The following is a 16,288-nucleotide window of genomic DNA, read 5'->3' as shown; positions in this document are numbered from 1 at the left end:
TGAATAGACGGGATAGATTACTCGACGCCCGGTGCCTCTGACAAGAGCGCCCCCAGCAGGGGGGCCAGGCGCTGGCCGGCGCGCGCCTGGCTCAGGCGTTGGGCGATGATCAGCGACTGCAGCTCGCGCAGTGCCGTGGTGAAGTCATCGTTGATCACCAGGTAATCATATTCGTGATGATGCGACATCTCGTTGATTGCCTCGCGCATGCGTGAGGCAATCACGGCGTGCTGGTCGGTACCGCGACCGGCCAGGCGATGTTCCAGCTCTTCGCGGGATGGCGGCAGGATGAAGACCGAGACGGCATCCGGGAAACGCTCGCGGACCTGACGCGCGCCCTGCCAGTCGATCTCCAGAATCACGTCCTGGCCGGCCTTGAGCAGGGCTTCGACGGCCCCGCGCGAGGTGCCGTACAGGTTGTCGAAAACCTGCGCGTATTCGAAGAACTCGCCCTGCTCGATCAACGACTCGAACTCGGCATGATCGACGAAATGGTAGTTCACGCCGTCGACCTCGCCTTCCCGACGCGGGCGGGTGGTATGCGAGACCGATACCTTGAGGCCGTCGAGGCTCTCGATCAGCTCGCGCACCAGGCTGGTCTTGCCGGCGCCGGACGGAGCGGAAACGATGAACAGCGTACCTTGTGGCATGGGCAGGGGTCCTAAGCAGTGGGCGGCTCATGGCTCATGGGACGGGAAAGTATCGCATATCTCCTCCCCCAGCCCCAGCCCCAGCCCCAGCCCCAGCCCCAGCCCCGAGCCGTGCCTGTCTGGCCGGGGTTACGCTGTCCGGGTCGCGCTCGGCTGTCGCCGCTCCTGCCATAGGCCGATGGCAAAGACCACCAGGCCGCACGAGGCCAGTCCGGCGCCGACCAGGCCGGAAGACGACCAGTCGGCCCCGGCCTTGATGACCACCGCCGCCAGCCAGGCACCCAGCGCATTGGCGCCGTTGAAAGCGGCATGGTTCATCGAGGCCGCCATGGTCTGGGCATCGCCGGCGACATCCATCAGACGAGTCTGCAGGGCCGGGCCCAGGGCCATGCTGGTGCCCACCAGGCCGACGAAGAGCAGGCCGGTGATCAGATGGTTGGCGGCGAAGTAGAAGCCGCCCTGAACCAGCAGGCACCACACCAGGATGCAGGGAATGGCCCGGGTCAGGTTCTTGTCCGCCGCGCGGGCGCCGGCCAGGTTGCCGATGATGGTCCCCACGCCGAAGATCGCCAGCACCCAGGGACCCAGGGTCTCGGCCATGCCGGCCTGGCTGGAGAGGGTGGGCACCACATAACTGAAGACCGCGAACATGCCGCCGAAGCCGATGCTGCCGACGCCCAGGGTGAAGAGCACGCGCGGCTTGACCAGCGCTGACATCTCGCGTTTGGGGCTGGCATGGGGATCGCGGGGCTGGCTGGGTACCCAGAGACGGATCATGAGCGCCGTCACCAGCGCGATGAGGCCGACCCCGAGGAAAGCGCTGTGCCAGCCCAGCCACTGGCCGGTCCTGGTCGCCAGCGGCGCGCCCACCACGATGGCCGAGGTCAGGCCCAGCATCACTCGGCTCACCGCCCTGGCCCGCTCTTCCACCGGCACGGCGGCAGCGGCCACCAGGGCGGCGATACCGAAATAGGCGCCGTGGGGCAGACCGGCCAGAAAGCGCAGGCCGACGAAGGGCCACAGGGAAGTGGCCATGGCACTGGCGATATTGCCCACGGCGAAGACCAGCATCAGGGCGATCAACAGCATGCGGCGCGGCAGGCGGGCGGCCAGCGCGGAGATCAGCGGCGCGCCGACGACGACCCCCAGAGCATAACTCGAGATGGCATAGCCCACCTCGGCGGTGGCGACCTGCAGGTCAGCGGCGACACGCTCCAGCAGGCCCATGATCACGAACTCACTGGTCCCGATGCCGAAGCCGCCCAGGGCAAGGGCCACCTCGGCCAGTCGGGGGTTATGTGCCTTGGGGGCGGTGGACATGGGTGAGCTCCTCAAACGAACACGATCCCGGCAAAAGGAAACACTGCTTAAATGCCTGCGCATGCAAATCGCTACGTTGCGCGGTGCTCGAAAGCTCGCCTAACTATATGTTATGTCTCGCTTTCTATGCTCCGTGCGCCTTGCGCTTCACTATGCTCGTCGATTTATTCAGCGTTTCCTAAGCGCCAGGATCGCGAAAAATTACGACGAAAGTATAAATGTAGCCGCCTAAATATGCGAGCGGTGCCATTTCCCCTCTGTTACTCGGTGCCTCCGCCCTTGCCGGGCACTTTCCGGGACGCCGCTGTTTCACCGCGTCGCCAGGCGAAATAGCGGGCCAGCCAGCCCAGCAGGCGTTCCGGCTTGTGGGCGTTCTTCCACAGGCCGGCGGAGCCTTTCACGGCCTCCGACAGGGTCGGGTAGGGATGAATGGTGCCCAGCAGCTTGTTGAGGCCGATGCCCTGCTTCATGGCCAGGGTGACCTCGGCCAGCCATTCGCCGGCATGCTCGCCGACCAGGGTGGCGCCCAGGATACGATCCTTGCCGGGGGGCGTGAGGATCTTGATGAAGCCGCTCTTGGCACGCTCGGCGATGGCGCGGTCGCTCTCGGCCATCTCATAGCGGGTGACCTCGTAGGCGATGCCCTGAGCCTGTGCCTCGCGTTCGTTGAGGCCGACCCGCGCCACCTCGGGCTGCAGATAGGTCACGGCGGGCATGATGCGGTAGTCGACCCGGAAGCGCTTGAACTCGCCGAACAGGGCGTTGACGGCCACGTGCCAGGCCTGGTGGGCCGCGGCATGGGTCAGCTGGTAGGGGCCGGCCACGTCGCCGCAGGCCCAGATGTTGGGCAGGTGGGTCTGCAACTGTTCGTTGACTTCCAGGGTGCCGTTGTCGCGGGTGGTGATGCCCAGTTCCTCGAGCCCCAGCCCCTCGACATTGGCCCGGCGGCCGACACTGACCAGCAGCCGGTCGAAGGCGAGATGCGAGCGCTCGCCGGCGGCGCTCTCGACCACCAGCCAGTTCTCGCCTGCCTCGACACAGACCTCCACCGCCTGGGTGCCGGTATGCACCGTGACGCCCTCGTCGCTCAGGGTGCGCTCGACCAGCTCGCCGACCTCCGCGTCCTCGCGGCCCAGCAACTGGGGCGTGCCCTCGACCAGCGTGACCCGGCTGCCCAGGCGGGCGAAGCTCTGGCCCAGCTCGCAGCCGATGGCCCCGCCACCCATGACCACCAGGCGTTCGGGCAGCTCGGTGAGCGACCAGAGGTTGTCGGAGGTCAGCACCTCGACCTGCTCGATGCCGGGGATATTCGGCACAAAGGGCGTGGCTCCCGTGGCGATGACGATATGCCGGGCGCTCAGGCGGCGACCATCGACGTCCACCGTCCAGGGCGACGTCAGGTGTGCCGAACCGCGCTGGACTTCGACGCCCAGGCCGGTATAGCGCTCCTCGCTGTCATGGGGTTCCACCTCGCGAATCACCTGGCGGACGTGATCCATGACCTCGCCGAAATCGATGCGTGGCTCGCCGGCGTGCACGCCCATGCGCGGCGCCTCGCGGACCTGCTGAGCGGCACGGGCGGCGCGGATCAGTGCCTTGGAGGGCACACAGCCGGTGTTCAGGCAGTCGCCGCCCATGGCCTCGCGTTCGACCAGCGCCACACGGGACTTCACGGCGCTGGCGATGTAGCTGGTGACCAGCCCTGCCGAGCCGCCGCCGATCACCAGCACATCGTAGTCGAAGCTTGCCGGCCGCTGATGGCCCTGATAGCGCCGGCGGCGCTGCAGCCAGTCGACGCCCCAGCGTGCCACCAGCGGGAAGATGCCCAGCAGGGCGAAGGACAGCAGCAGCGAGGGCGAGACGATGCCGCCGACCGACTCCAGCTGGCCGAGCTGCTGGCCGGCGTTCACGTAGACGAAGGTGCCGGGAATCATGCCGATCTGGCTGGCCAGGTAGAACACCGGGGTGCGCAGCCGGGTCAGGCCCATCACCAGGTTGATGACGAAGAACGGAAAGAGCGGGACCAGGCGCAGGCTGAACAGGTAGAGCGCACCGTCGCGCTCGACGCCACGGTTGATGGTCTCGATCTGGCGTGCGAAGCGTCGCTCCACGGTCTCGCGGAAGAGGGTGCGCGACAGCAGGAACGCCAGGGTGGCGCCGAGGCTGCTGGCGAAGGAGATCAGCACCAGGCCCCAACCGAGGCCGAACAGGGCGCCACCCAAGAGGGTCAGCAGGGCGGCACCGGGCAGCGACAGGGCGGCCATCAGCACATAGATGACGAAGAAGCCGCCGGCCACCAGCCACGGCGAGGCGGCGAACCATTGATCGAAACGCGATTGCAGCGACTTGATGGACTCCAGGGTCAGGTAGTCATCGAGTCCGGCGCCGAAAAAGACGGCCACCAGGGCGACAATCACGGCGATGATCACTAAGCGGTAAGGTTTCACCGGTTCTCCTTGAATCCTGGGGTATGCAGTTGGCCTGGTGCTCAGGGTAACGGCTCGGACGCCGTTCATGTGGGTTTGGTCGCGAGATGGCCCGCATCCTTACAGGCGATGCTTGATGTCACACAAAAGGGCGGCATCCCGGTCGGGTATGCCGCCCTGGTCAAGGTCGTGCCGGCCGGTCAGTTCCGCGGGTCCTGCCAGGCGAGTGACTGCAGCTCTTCATTGAGCGGTGTCTCGACGATGTGATTGGTGAAATTGGACAATGTCTTGAGGCTGACCGCAATGACCAGTTCCAGCAGTTGTTGCTTCTCGAAGCCGGCGGTCAGGAAGGCCTGGATTTCCTCGTCGCTGGCCCAGCCGCGCATCTCGACCAGGTGTTTGGCGAAGCGCGCCACTGCCGCCAGTTTGGGATCGTCAGGATTGCTCAGCTCGCGCAGCTTGTCGATCTCGCCGGGAGCGACCTGTGCCGCCTGTGCGCCACCCGTGTGCGCAGCTACGCAGAAGCTGCATCCATTGACCGAGCTGATGGCCAGCAGTGCGACCTGCTGTTGCGCCGCGCTCAGGCTGGTGCGCGAGAAAATCTCATCGAGTGTCTGGTAGGCCTCGAGCAAGGCGGGCGCTTCGGCCATCATGGCGAAGAGATTGGGCACAAAGCCCATCTGTTGCTGCGCTGCGGCCAGCCGCTCGCGAGACTCGGCGGGGGCACTCTCGGGCGTGTGCAGGGTGAAATCGGTCATGCTGTCCTCCTGAAAGGTGTGAATACAGCATTTCGATGCTAGCCCGATGGGGCAAGGGGCTGCGCGTTGCTACGTCCGGCGTTCATGTCGCAGCGTCCAGGCATTGGATGTGTGCCGCATCGCTTGGGCCTTCCCGGATGTCAGGCCGGCGGGTGATGAAGTCGCCTGGGCGGCATGCCACGGATGCGCTGATAGGCCTTGCGGAAGGTGGATTCCGAGCGGTAGCCGCTGGCCAGCATGGCGCCCATAACACTCTCTCCTCTGGCGAGCGCCTGATCGGCCAGTATCATGCGCAGCCTGGCCCGATAATTGGCCACCGTGGTGCCGACAACGCGCGGGAAGCGCTCGCTCAGGCTGGATCTTGAAAGCCCGGCCTGTGTCGCCAGTTGTGCCACTGTCCAGTGGCGTGTCGGGTCCTCGTGCAACAGGTTGATGGCCCGGCTGATGGGAGGGTCGAGAAAGGCACCGAGGCTACGCGGATCCAGTAGTGAGTGCTGCAGGCAGTGTCGCAGCACCATGGTCAGCAGGGCATTGGCCAGGGCGTTGACGGTGAGCTCATGGCCCGGGCTGTCGTGGCTGATCATCTCGTCGATGATCGCGTTAACCACCTGGTCCAGCGCGGTGTGCCGGATCGCCACGGGAAGACGCACGATGCGCGGCAGCTGATGAAACCAGGTTGGGGGAACATTGTGGAGAAAGCGGAACTGCCCGCACACCAGCCCGGTACCTGGCTGCGGACTGTGTAGCGAGACCATGTTCGGGTGGCAGACGGCCTCCCGAGGGCCCGGCATCAACTGGTGGGGGGTGTCCCCGGGGAAAAAGACCAGCTCGCGCTCCGCCAGCATTTCCTCCTGGCCGTCCTGCCAGGTGAGCCGGCACTGGCCCTCGGTGACCAGATGAAAACTCGGCGCTACCGCATGCTGGTGGTTCAGCAGCCACTCACCACAGTGTTTGGCGGCATGGTAGAAATGGCTGCCCAGGAAGATGGGTTGCAGCAGGCGTGTCAGGGTATCCTGACCGCCCGGCGCTGCGGTCTCGGGCACACTCACCGGGCCGGCGTCTGCGGGTCGGTGGGCCAAGCCTGCTCTTCGTACTCATGGCCTGCCGTATGGATCAGCGTCAGTTGCCGGTTGCAGTTCTTGCAGGCGCCGCACATGGCCAGATGCAACGTCAGCGCCAGTCTTTCCTTGCGTGTCAGCGGCACATCCAGACGTTTCGACATCAGGCGAGTGGCCTTGTGACACATCAACATTTTCATGGTCATTCCTCCGTCAGCCAGCCCTTTTCCAGGCAGGCCCTGAGTTTCAAGCGCGCGCGATGCAGGATGATCCAGCAGTTGTTTTCCTTGATACCGGCCTCCTCGCAGACCTCACTGGTCGAAAGTCCCAGAAACTCGCGCATGGTGAAGATGCGAGCGGTTTTTTCGGGCAGCGCGGTCATGCAGACATCGAAGACCTGCCAGAATCGCTCGCTGGCCAGGGTCTGGGCCGGGTCTCCCCAATGCCGTGGACGCGCCGCCACGGCCCAGCGCCCCGAGTCCTGAAACTGCTGGTCGACTTCGGCCTCGATGCCGGGATCCTCCCAGTCCTGCCATTGCTGCTGGCGCTTGCGGGTGCGAAAGGCATCCAGGATCTTGTGCTTGAGAATGCCGAACACCCAGGTCTCGTAGCGCGATTGACCATCGAACTGATCACTCTTCTCGATGGCCGCGATCATGGTGTCCTGCACGATGTCCTCGGCTTCGTGGGCATCACGCAATTGCAGGCGGGCAAAGCCGATCAAGCGAGGTCTCAGGGCCTCGAGCCGCTGTTGCCGCTGAGACGCCGACGGCTTGGCCAAATGATCGCCGGATGAGTCAGGCCACTCCACTTCGGATGGCGCCATGACGGGGCTCCTGGCTGGTACTTAGATGAAGTGTGGCAATACAACGATGATCGAGCCAGATGAAGCCTCTGGCCGGTGCATCGCCATGGTGGTCGAGCTTTCCGGCGGTATCATGACGGACACTTCGGGGGTGCCGGGGTGGTGGCCAGGCCGACAGCGGCGAAGTGTGCCATGGCATCGCCGCCGGCGTTGTCGCCGTCGCTCATCAAGGCCAGGCCATTGATTTCGTCGATGTCCTCGCCGAACAGCGCCTCGAAGTCGGCGCGGATATCGCGGACCTCGCCACGCCATTCATTCAGCGGCGAGGATTCGCCCTGCAACGCCAGCAGCATGGCACGCTCGGTGAAGGCATTGGGCCAGCGGCTGCCCGGGGGCTGCGTCGAGGACCAGACATAATTCACGGACTGCAGCTGCCAGGGCAGCAGCCCGGTCTTGCGCGCCACATAGAGGCGGGCGGGATAGTCGTCGCCGCTCTTGCTCCGCTCATCGAGCCCGGCATAGCGGGAGTCGATCTTCCAGCACCAGTGCAGGTAGGGCGTTTCGTTGAGGTCGATATCGCGCTCCAGGTACTTGGCCGAGGCCTGGCCCTGACTGCGTGCCTGCAGTACCTGCCGGCCATCCTCCCGGGTCACCCGATACTGGCTCTCGCCCTCGAAGGAGCGCGTCGGCCAGCCGGCTATATCGCTGGCGCTGAACTCGATGCCGGCCGCGCTGGCGGCGCTGGTGGTGGCAAGGCTCAGCAGCGCCAGCAGCAGGGGGCGGTACAAGGGGTAGTGGGACATGTGGGTCTCCTCTGGCATGAGCATCATGGCAGTTTGGTCACGCTGCTGACAGAGTCAGGATGCGTCCGCCCGCGGCGCGGGCATCGGCTTCATCATGGGTCACCATCAGGGTCGGCAGGTGATGGTCGCGAACCCGCTCGAAGACCCATTGACGGATCTCGTCGCGCAGAGTGGCGTCCAGCCTGGAGAAGGGCTCATCGAGCAGTATGGCCTGTGGCGCCGAGAGCAGCACCCGCAACAGCGCGACGCGTGCCTTCTGGCCGCCGGACAGCGTATCCGGGTCGCGTCGCGCGAAGGCCTCCAGCCCCACCGAGGCCAGTGCTGTCCGGATACGCTCGCGGCGTTCGGCGCGGCTGCCATCCCGCCGCATGCCGAAGGCCAGGTTGCCCTCGACATCGAGATGAGGGAAGAGCAGCGGATCCTGGAATAACAGGCCGAGATGGCGCTGCTCGGCGGGCAGGGTGTCGAGGCGGGTGTCATCCAGCCGCACCTGTCCGCTGGCCTGGAAGGCCGGGCTCAGAAAGCCGGCGATATACGCCAGCAGGGTCGACTTGCCCACGCCGGAGGGGCCCATCACGGTCACGATCTCGCCGGGCGCGATGGTGGTGTCGAGGCTCAGCAGTGACTGCTGGCCCTGGTAAATCTGAACATTGTCGAGGTGCAGGGTCGCCATGAATGCTTGTCTTCCGGTCAGTGTGACAACAACAGGCCACGCCGCCGCCGAAACAGCAGGCGTGGCAGCAACAGCGCCACTACAAAGCCCAGTGCCGGCAGTGCCAGTTGCAGCAGGGCATGGATGGCCGTCAGTCGACGGTCGCCGCCGCTGGCCAGGCTGACGGCCTCGGTGGTCACGGTCTCTACTCGGCCGGCCCCGAGCAGCAGGGTCGGCAGGTACTGGCCGATGCTCACGGCAAAGCCGACCGCCGCGGCGGTCAGGATGGGCGCCAGCAGCATGGGCAGGCGTACACCCACAAAGACCCGCCAGGGGCCGGCGCCCAGGCTGCGCGCCTGCTGGGCCCAGCGCGGGTCCAGGCGCCGGTAGCTTTCGGCCAGTGACAGAAACAGGTAGGGCAGCACGAAGACCGCGTGGCCGAGGATGACCGCCAGCAGGCCCGGCTGCTGGCCCAGCTGTGCCTGCAGCATCACCAGGCCGAACAGGAAGGCCACCGAGGGCACCAGCAACGGCAGATACAGGATCAGCTGAGCGCCCGGGCGCAGGGGGCGGCGGCGCAGTGTCTCGGCTTCCAGCGAACCCAGCACCAGCACCAGCGACAGCAGGGTGGCACCCAGCGCCACCGCCAGCGATTGGGCCACCGGGCTCAGCAGGCCGTCGGCGGCGTCCTGCCAGTTGGCGAGGGTGGGCGGCCAGGGCAGCGACTGCGGGAAGGGCCAGTAACCGGCCACCGACCACAGTGCCAGCCCGGCCAGCGCGAGCAACATCAGGCCCAGCACCAGGCGCATGGCCCAGCGGGCGACCAGGGCCCAGCCGCGTTCCCCGCAGTGGCGGCGACCATCCTGCCACCAGCCACGGCTGAGACGCACCACCAGGCGCTCCATCAACCACCAGCCGAGCAGTGCCGCCAGAGTCACCATCAGCTGCAGCAGAGCCCCGGCGGAGGCCATGAAGCGCGTCGTCAGCTCGGGGTCATGCAGCCAGCCGACCACGGCCACCGCCAGCGTCGAGGGGGTCGTCGGCCCGAGAATCATGGCCACCTCCACGTTGGAGGTGGCGAAGGCGATCACCGCATAGACCGGCAGCCGCAGCAGCGGGTAGAGCCCGGGCATCACCGTCTTGAGAAAGGCCGTAAGCGGTGGATAGCCCAGGCTGCGGGCCACCGTCATGCGTTCATCGGCCCGGCACTGCACCAGCGCCGCCAGGCTCATCAACAGCAGGAAGGGAACCTCCTTGATGACCAGGCCAAGGATCAGCGCCAGCCCCAGGCTGTCGCCGGGAAAGGCGAAATCGGGCGGGTAGTCGAGGCCGGTCAGCCAGGGTGAGAGAATCCGCATCACCCAGCCGGAAGGGGCCAGCAGGAAGGCCAGCCCGATCGCCGCGGCGGCATGCGGCACGGCCAGCAGTGGCGCCAGCCAGCCCTGCAGGCGACGGTACACCGGGGACTGCAGGAAGCTGCCCAGAAACAGCACCACCACCGCCAGCGAGATGGCCGCACTGCCTAGCCCCGAGACGAGACTGAGGCGCAGCATCTCGCTGAGACCCGGCGCCCGGGCCAGCTCGCGCCAGGGGGCCAGGCTCAGCTGTTCGCCACCCAGGGCCGGCAGCCAGCCGAAGGCCGGGGCCAGTGCCCCGGCCAGGCCGCTGAGCACCGGCAGGCTGAGCAAGCCGATGGTCAGCCAGGGCAGGGCCCTGATGACCAGCCGATAGGACAGCGCCGCCTTCATGGGTTGGCGTAGCGCTGCCGCCAGGCCGCTTCGAGCGACTCGACCCAGGAGGGATGCGGCTCACGCAATAGTGTGCCGGCGCTCTGCGGCGGCAGACTCTCGGCTGCGCGACTTTCTGGCTCGAAGCGTTGTTGCTGCGCGGCGGACAGCCGCGACATCTCGAGTACCGAGGCATCGCCCCAGACACTCAGGTCCTGCTTGTGGGCCTGGGCCTCGGGCGACATCAGAAAGTTGGCGACCACCAGGGCACCGGCCTTGTGCTGGGCGTTGAAGGGGACCGCCACGAAGTGCACATTGCCCAGGGTGCCCTCGTCGAGATAGTAACTGCGCGTGCTGGGCGGTAACTGATGGTCGAGCACGCTCGCCGCCGGGGCCGAGGGTGTGAAGGTGAAGGCCAGGCTGAGCTCGCCGTCGCCCATCAGCTGGCGCAACTTCGGTCCACCGGCGGGAAAATCCTCGCCCTCCCGCCACAGGTGCGGGTGGAGCTGGTCGAGATAACGCCACAAAGGCGCCGTGACGGCCTCGAAATCGGCGTTACCGACGGGCTCGTAAAGCACCTCGGGTGTCTCGGCCAGCCCCAGCAGGGCCTGCTTGAGAAAGCTGGTGCCGAAAAACGAGGGTGGCTTGGGGTAGGTGAAGCGACCGGGGTTCTCCCGGGCCCAGTCCAGCAGGGCCGACATGCTGCGCGGCGGCTCTGCGACCCGGGAACTGTCGTGGTAGAAGGTGAGCTGCGCCCGGCCCCAGGGCGCCTCGTAGCCCTCTACGGGCAGTGTGAAGTCCTCGCGCACCTCGGGATTCTGCTCGGGCGCGGTCAGCGAGAAATTCGGCAGCTGCTCGGCCCAGGGCCCGTAGAGCAGATCGCGTTCCTTCATGGCGGCGAAGTTCTCGCCGTTGATCCACAGCAGGTCGGTGGCGCCTTCCCGGGCATTGCCGGTCGACTTTTCGGCCAGGATACGGCTGACCGTCTCGGCGATATCGCCGACCTTGACGTGGACCAGCTCGATGTCATGGCGCGCTTCGACCTGCTCGGCCACCCAGTCGATATAGCCATTGACGCGGGAATCCCCGCCCCAGGCACTCCAGTAGACGGTCTGGCCGCTGGCGGCCTCGGTCACCGTCGACCATTCGGACAGCTCAAAGGCCTGACCGATGCCGGGTACGGCCAGCATGGCGGCCAGTAGCAGGCCCCGTTTATGTCTCATGTAGTGCTCCTCTGGTTTACCCCGGTTATGTCGTCCGAGCGGGCGATTCCTTACACCCCGTTATGAGGTCAGTCGCTGATAGCAGCGGGGCATGGCATCCTGGGCGTCCATGGACCACAATCCTAGCGCGAGCAACGCCAGCGTATCGCTTCCCGAACCATCATGAGGTGTCATCATGCCGAAAATTCAGGGCTTTGTGCGTCATTCACTGCTGATTCTGATGTTGTCGTTCATGGCACTGCCGGCTTCGGCCGAGACGCCCTGGCCGGAAGAGGGCTGGCGGGTCATGCCGACACAACACAGCTACTCGGATCTGTTGGATCAACTGAAACAGGCCGTCAAGGATAACGGCATGGGGGTGGTGTTCGATGTGGGGCCCACCGAGGTGGCGGCCGAGCGCGGCGTGGAAATACCCGGCAACCGGGTGGTGGGCGTGTTTCGCAACGATATTGCCGTCGAAATGCTGCGCCTCAGCGTGCCGGCGATGATCGAGGCACCGCTGCGCTTCTATGTCACGGAAAATGAGGATGGCACCGCGACCCTGGCCTGGCAGCTTCCCAGCGAGGTGTTTGCCCCCTACGCCGCTGACCTGGACGATTCCAGCCAGGCCGATGCCCTGAACGAGCTGGCCGACCAGTTGGAGGAACGCCTCGCCGAGATCGCCGAACAGGCCACCGCGTCGTCTCGCTGAGCGGCCTTCAAGCCTCTGGCGGTGGCGTGAAACGGGCGATGAAACGCCGGTCGATGCTTTGCTTCCAGCGCCACACCCAGCGGCCGGCGATGCCCAGGGCGCCGCGACTGGCGATGGCCCGGCCATTGCCGGTGCCGACCAGCGCTAGGACCTGGTGCTGCGGCTGATAAGGCCGGGCTGGCTCGCCGCGGCAGGCGCGCCGCAGGTTCTCCGCCAGCACCGGGCCCATGCGCACGGCGTGCACGCCGGCCTTGGGCAAGGGTGGGGCAAAGGCCGCGCAGTCACCGGCCGCCCACAGGCTGGGCGCAGTGTCGCTGCCGGCAACCGCCACCGCCAGAGTGTCGGTCACCGGGATGAAGCCGCGATCATCCAGGGGCAGATCGCCATTGGTCAGCCAGGCATGGCCCCGGGCGCCGGTGGCCCAGAGCACCAGATCCGCCGGGTGAACCTGGCCGCGCTCATCCTCGACGCCCTGATCGACGATCCGTTGCGCGCGACGCTCGCCGTTCCAGGTGATACCGGCCCTGGTTAGCTGACGGCGCATCAGCCAGGCGGGCAGGTACCCGGCGCCTGGCAGCGGTTGTGCCGACTGGCCGAGCAGGGTGCCCTGCCAGTCGATATCCGGGCGCTCGGCACGCAAGCGCGCCAGCACCGCCAGCAGGGTCTCGCAACCCGCCGCACCGGCGCCCACCGCCAGCACCCGGCGCGGTGGCGTGGTGGGCCATGCGGCGACCTCGGCCAGCAAAGCCGGCCAGCGCTCCTGCAGGGCATCCAGCGGACGCATGGGCAGCACCTCCGGCGCCTGGGCAGCGGGCCGGCGCGCGGGGGGCGCCAGCGTCGCCCCGACATTGAGCGAGGCCTGGTCGTATTCCAGCCAGTCGCCGCTGGCCAGTTGCACCCACTGCTCGGCGGCACGAATCGCGACCACCGAATCCTGGACCAGCCTCGCTCCGGCGCGCTTCGCCAGCCAGGCTATGTCGAGGGTCATGTCGTCGGTGGTGTACTCCCCCGCCAGCCAGGCCGGCACCATGCCGGAGTAGGGCGCCCTGTCTCCCGGCATGACCAGGGTGATCGATACCTCGGGCTCCGGATGGCGCGCAAAGGCTTCCAGCACGAAGGCATGGGCATGGCCGCCGCCAATCAGCAGCAGGTGAGTCATCTACGTGTCCTCCTCGTCTCGCTCACTGGTTGAGCCGTTGGCCGCTCTTACACCTTACACTTTGCCTTGTTATTGCTCTGTCGAGGCAGCCTTTAGGAGGCAGCTTGCTGATTGCGAGTCAGCCTATCCGGCGTCTGTGTATTCCGTACGAAGCTAACTGAAGTACCATGACGTTACCCTGGCGGCCTATTCTCAAGAGCGAGACCACTATGATGCCCTTCACGTCCTTTGATGGGACCATTTTCCGGCTGGCGCTCCTGGTGCCGCTCCTGGGGATGTTATCCGGTTGTGCGATCTTCGCTCCGTCGCCGCCGGAACGGCAGTCCAACATCTGCGAGATCTTCCGCGAACAGCCGGACTGGTATGACGCCGCCAAGGCCTCGGAAAAGCGCTGGGGTACGCCCATCTCGACGCAGATGGCCTTTATCGAGCGGGAGTCGTCCTTCCGCAGCCATGTGCGGCCGCCGCGCACCTATCTGCTGGGCTTCATCCCCTGGAAGCGGCCGTCTTCGGCCTTTGGCTATGCCCAGGCGCTGGATCCGGTGTGGGACGAGTATCAGGACGATGTTGGCGGTATCTTCGCCAGCCGCTCGGACATGGAAGACGCCACGGACTTCATCGGTTGGTATAACGCGCGCACTCAACGCATGACCGGAGTATCGCTGAACAATCCACGGCACCTCTACCTGGCCTACCATCAGGGCCAGGGCGGCTATAACCGTGGCAGCTATCGCGGTAAGCCGGCCGTGCTACGCGCCTCCCGTGAGGTGGCCACCAATGCCTCGCGCTACCGCTCGCAACTGCCTTCCTGCGAAGCCGAGTTCCAATGCGACGCCTTCTACCAGGTGTGGCCCTTCTGTCGTGGATGAGGGCAGTAAAGAGGCGCGATGAAAATTCGGCAGATCCTGATGCACAGTGACTGGTATAACCTGGAAAAAAAAGGTGGATGCATACTTAGGCAGCGCATGCAAGAGCAGCCATGTGACTTAACAGAGTTGCGTGACCCTTCGAGTACTCATGCCTTGTTCTTAATTATCATGAGAGGAGAGGTACCAGCCAAAGCTCGGTGTTTTCTGATGATATTCATCACAGCGGTGGGCTCATGCAGAAATTCGCGAAGGTGAGTGGCGGGTTCCGGTTTTGAAGACGAAAATGGCTTTTTAGACGCTTGGGCTTTGATAAAACGAGCCACATGACTGTTTTGGGCTAAAGTTCGAATCATATAAGCCGAAAAATCTATAATAGATCGTAATATTTCTGGTAGGAAACGTCATGTCGGATGAAAAGGGCAAACCTGAAGGGCCTGGCGCCGGGGAGCGTTCTGACGGCGCCGAAGTGGTTAAGCACCCTGTGCTTCAGTGGCCGATGCTGGCCGCCTCTCGCACGGCCGCGGGTATTGTCCTGCTGGACAAGCACTATCGAGTACTGTGGGCCAATGACGCATTTTATGCATTGTTGGGCTTTGAGCCATCCGATCTTGTAGGGCAGGCGGGTCACGGCCTGGTTCGTCGACCGTCGCTACAGTCATCATGGTTTTCCAACGAGCCGGTCGCTGGTAATTGGCAGCGAGTTCAGGTCAATCGTTCGGGTGAAGAGGGCAGTTCTCACGATGCTTTCATGTTTGAAAACAGGCTTCCCTCTCACCAGAACGGGGCGTCAATCATGTGGACGTTCATCGATCCATGCAATGATGCACCGCCTGTATCTTCAGGGAAAGCTCATGCCTACCCTGGGTCCCTGGCCGGAATGACTCCTGTCTGGCTGTTCGAAGATCGTGTCAGTCATGCCCTGGAGCGTGCTGAGCGTCATGATGGTCAGATTGGCTTATTGCTGGTCAGCCTGGATGGCTGCGAGGTATTGCGAGAGCGCCTCGGTGATGAAAGCCTTGACATGCTTCAGCAACAGGTCGGACGGCGCCTGATTCAAACCTTGCGGAACGAAGATAGCCTGAGTCGCTTGGGGCAAGGGCGCTGGGGGATCTTGATCGAACAAGCGGTAACCCCGGGTAGTTTGCAGACTGTAGCCTTGCGTTGTCAGGAAGCGATGGAGGCTCCATTTCGAGTAGGACATGAGGCACCGCTATTATCGCTTTCCATGGGCATTGCGATCTATCCTCAGGATGGTGACATGCTCGAGTGCTTGGTGGGGAGCGCGGAATCGGCAATTTCTCGTTCGGAACCAGCAAACTATAGTTTTTATGACTCTTCTCTCAGGTCGGTTCTGGGGAGTCGTTTGGCATTGAAGAGATTTGTACAGGACGCCTTACACTATCCGGAAAAAAACTTTCGAGTTGTTTATCAGCCGCGTGTGTCCCCTCATGACGGCAGGTGCCGAGATGTAGAGGCTCAATTGCGTCTCATGCATCCGGAGCTGGGAGAGTTGCTACCGAAAGATTTCCTGCCACTGGTGGCCGAATTGGGGCAGGCTGTTCGCCTGGATCGCTGGGGTATTGAGCGTATGGCGGCTCAACGTGTGCATTGGCAAGAGGCGGGGGGCAAGCTGGCAAAACTTGGTCTTTCTCTCGATGTCAGTATGGCGACACTGGACCAGTCCGTAGCAGACCGCCGCCCGTTGGATGTCTTCCTGCGCGGTTTGAATCTGGACCTGAGTTGGCTATGCGTCGAGCTGGATGAGCGGGCTTTTATTGACCAGGCTGCCGATCAGATGCATCTCCTGCGGCGACTGGTTGCCCTCGGTGTGCGACTGGCAGTGAGTCATTCCGGCCATGGGCCTGTGGATATCATGAGGCTCGCCAGTCTGCCGGTATCCCGGGTGACGCTTGGTCGGGGCGTTGCTGATGCAATCCGTCAGCCGGATACGCCGCCCGCTCGTGGCCTCGAAGCCTTGGCGCGCTGCCTGGAGGCCTTGCAACTCGAGGGTGTGGTGACCGGCGTTTCTACCGAGACTCAACGGGAAGTTGCCGGGTGCCTGGTGGCGGGTTTCATTCAGGGCGATGGTGTGTGTGAGGCGCTGGAGGCCGAGGCATTGACAGCCTGGTTGGATGCAGGAAATTGAT

At 64.7% G+C, this 16,288-nt stretch carries 15 protein-coding genes; 3 read left to right on the top strand and 12 right to left on the bottom strand.

Annotated features, from left to right (window positions below; all coding sequences use genetic code 11):
* Positions 1 to 17: 17 nt before the first annotated feature.
* The 11 genes from gmk to QWY79_RS06455 form a co-directional block, all read right to left on the bottom strand.
* On the bottom strand, positions 18 to 650 hold the full coding sequence (gene gmk, locus QWY79_RS06505; protein WP_290271064.1) for a guanylate kinase: 633 nt from the start codon (positions 648 to 650) through the stop codon (positions 18 to 20).
* 129 nt (positions 651 to 779) lie between these two features.
* Entirely contained in the window at positions 780 to 1,970 is a 1,191-nt protein-coding gene (locus tag QWY79_RS06500; RefSeq protein ID WP_290271063.1) for an MFS transporter, read from the bottom strand.
* A gap of 260 nt (positions 1,971 to 2,230) precedes the next feature.
* The gene (locus QWY79_RS06495) at positions 2,231 to 4,417 is read right to left on the bottom strand and encodes a dihydrolipoyl dehydrogenase family protein (protein WP_290271061.1); all 2,187 of its coding nucleotides are present in this window, start codon (positions 4,415 to 4,417) and stop codon (positions 2,231 to 2,233) included.
* Positions 4,418 to 4,596: 179 nt separating this feature from the next.
* A complete protein-coding gene (locus tag QWY79_RS06490; RefSeq protein WP_290271059.1) occupies positions 4,597 to 5,154 on the bottom strand; it encodes a carboxymuconolactone decarboxylase family protein in 558 nt (185 codons plus the stop codon).
* A 140-nt stretch (positions 5,155 to 5,294) separates the two neighbouring features.
* Positions 5,295 to 6,233 carry an AraC family transcriptional regulator gene (locus QWY79_RS06485; RefSeq protein ID WP_290271056.1) on the bottom strand — a complete coding sequence of 313 codons (939 nt, stop codon included), beginning with the start codon at positions 6,231 to 6,233 and terminating at the stop codon, positions 5,295 to 5,297.
* On the bottom strand, positions 6,200 to 6,412 hold the full coding sequence (locus tag QWY79_RS06480) for a zf-HC2 domain-containing protein (protein WP_290271054.1): 213 nt from the start codon (positions 6,410 to 6,412) through the stop codon (positions 6,200 to 6,202). Before QWY79_RS06480 ends, QWY79_RS06485 begins: the two co-directional genes overlap by 34 nt.
* A 2-nt stretch (positions 6,413 to 6,414) precedes the next feature.
* Complete coding sequence (locus QWY79_RS06475) at positions 6,415 to 7,038, bottom strand: sigma-70 family RNA polymerase sigma factor (RefSeq protein WP_290271053.1); 624 nt, start codon at positions 7,036 to 7,038, stop codon at positions 6,415 to 6,417.
* 110 nt (positions 7,039 to 7,148) lie between these two features.
* Positions 7,149 to 7,820 (bottom strand): DUF3047 domain-containing protein, encoded by a 672-nt coding sequence (locus QWY79_RS06470; RefSeq protein WP_290271051.1) that lies wholly within the window; start codon positions 7,818 to 7,820, stop codon positions 7,149 to 7,151.
* A gap of 37 nt (positions 7,821 to 7,857) precedes the next feature.
* Complete coding sequence (locus tag QWY79_RS06465) at positions 7,858 to 8,493, bottom strand: ATP-binding cassette domain-containing protein (protein WP_290271049.1); 636 nt, start codon at positions 8,491 to 8,493, stop codon at positions 7,858 to 7,860.
* Between the two features lie 17 nt (positions 8,494 to 8,510).
* Positions 8,511 to 10,220 (bottom strand): ABC transporter permease, encoded by a 1,710-nt coding sequence (locus QWY79_RS06460; protein ID WP_290271048.1) that lies wholly within the window; start codon positions 10,218 to 10,220, stop codon positions 8,511 to 8,513.
* Positions 10,217 to 11,422: an ABC transporter substrate-binding protein gene (locus QWY79_RS06455; protein ID WP_290271046.1), complete on the bottom strand. Its 1,206-nt coding sequence runs from the start codon at positions 11,420 to 11,422 to the stop codon at positions 10,217 to 10,219. The genes QWY79_RS06460 and QWY79_RS06455 overlap by 4 nt, the downstream gene beginning before the upstream one ends.
* 175 nt (positions 11,423 to 11,597) lie before the next feature.
* On the opposite strand from QWY79_RS06455, the gene QWY79_RS06450 reads away from it, so the two are divergent.
* A complete protein-coding gene (locus QWY79_RS06450; RefSeq protein WP_290271044.1) occupies positions 11,598 to 12,113 on the top strand; it encodes a DUF302 domain-containing protein in 516 nt (171 codons plus the stop codon).
* Between the two features lie 7 nt (positions 12,114 to 12,120).
* Here QWY79_RS06450 and QWY79_RS06445 read toward each other — a convergent pair whose 3' ends face one another.
* Complete coding sequence (locus tag QWY79_RS06445) at positions 12,121 to 13,272, bottom strand: FAD-dependent oxidoreductase (RefSeq protein WP_290271042.1); 1,152 nt, start codon at positions 13,270 to 13,272, stop codon at positions 12,121 to 12,123.
* 209 nt (positions 13,273 to 13,481) lie between these two features.
* On the opposite strand from QWY79_RS06445, the gene QWY79_RS06440 reads away from it, so the two are divergent.
* Together QWY79_RS06440 and QWY79_RS06435 are read left to right on the top strand one after the other, a co-directional pair.
* Positions 13,482 to 14,141 (top strand): transglycosylase SLT domain-containing protein, encoded by a 660-nt coding sequence (locus QWY79_RS06440; protein WP_290271041.1) that lies wholly within the window; start codon positions 13,482 to 13,484, stop codon positions 14,139 to 14,141.
* A 403-nt stretch (positions 14,142 to 14,544) separates the two neighbouring features.
* Positions 14,545 to 16,287 (top strand): EAL domain-containing protein, encoded by a 1,743-nt coding sequence (locus tag QWY79_RS06435; RefSeq protein WP_290271039.1) that lies wholly within the window; start codon positions 14,545 to 14,547, stop codon positions 16,285 to 16,287.
* Position 16,288: the final 1 nt, after the last annotated feature.

Source organism: Halomonas sabkhae, from assembly GCF_030409265.1.
In the GTDB taxonomy this organism is placed as follows: domain Bacteria; phylum Pseudomonadota; class Gammaproteobacteria; order Pseudomonadales; family Halomonadaceae; genus Halomonas; species Halomonas halmophila.
The sequence above is the reverse complement of the archived record's forward strand: the minus strand, read 5'-3'. Positions and strand labels throughout refer to the sequence as shown.

Excerpts from the sequence above, each read along its gene's own strand:
- gmk (WP_290271064.1), bottom strand. The coding sequence starts at position 650 with ATGCCACAAGGTACGCTGTTCATCGTTTCCGCTCCGTCCGGCGCCGGC.
- QWY79_RS06500 (WP_290271063.1), bottom strand. The coding sequence starts at position 1,970 with ATGTCCACCGCCCCCAAGGCACATAACCCCCGACTGGCCGAGGTGGCC.
- QWY79_RS06490 (WP_290271059.1), bottom strand. The coding sequence starts at position 5,154 with ATGACCGATTTCACCCTGCACACGCCCGAGAGTGCCCCCGCCGAGTCT.
- QWY79_RS06480 (WP_290271054.1), bottom strand. The coding sequence starts at position 6,412 with ATGAAAATGTTGATGTGTCACAAGGCCACTCGCCTGATGTCGAAACGT.
- QWY79_RS06475 (WP_290271053.1), bottom strand. The coding sequence starts at position 7,038 with ATGGCGCCATCCGAAGTGGAGTGGCCTGACTCATCCGGCGATCATTTG.
- QWY79_RS06470 (WP_290271051.1), bottom strand. The coding sequence starts at position 7,820 with ATGTCCCACTACCCCTTGTACCGCCCCCTGCTGCTGGCGCTGCTGAGC.
- QWY79_RS06465 (WP_290271049.1), bottom strand. The coding sequence starts at position 8,493 with ATGGCGACCCTGCACCTCGACAATGTTCAGATTTACCAGGGCCAGCAG.
- QWY79_RS06460 (WP_290271048.1), bottom strand. The coding sequence starts at position 10,220 with ATGAAGGCGGCGCTGTCCTATCGGCTGGTCATCAGGGCCCTGCCCTGG.
- QWY79_RS06455 (WP_290271046.1), bottom strand. The coding sequence starts at position 11,422 with ATGAGACATAAACGGGGCCTGCTACTGGCCGCCATGCTGGCCGTACCC.
- QWY79_RS06450 (WP_290271044.1), top strand. The coding sequence starts at position 11,598 with ATGCCGAAAATTCAGGGCTTTGTGCGTCATTCACTGCTGATTCTGATG.
- QWY79_RS06445 (WP_290271042.1), bottom strand. The coding sequence starts at position 13,272 with ATGACTCACCTGCTGCTGATTGGCGGCGGCCATGCCCATGCCTTCGTG.
- QWY79_RS06440 (WP_290271041.1), top strand. The coding sequence starts at position 13,482 with ATGATGCCCTTCACGTCCTTTGATGGGACCATTTTCCGGCTGGCGCTC.
- QWY79_RS06435 (WP_290271039.1), top strand. The coding sequence starts at position 14,545 with ATGTCGGATGAAAAGGGCAAACCTGAAGGGCCTGGCGCCGGGGAGCGT.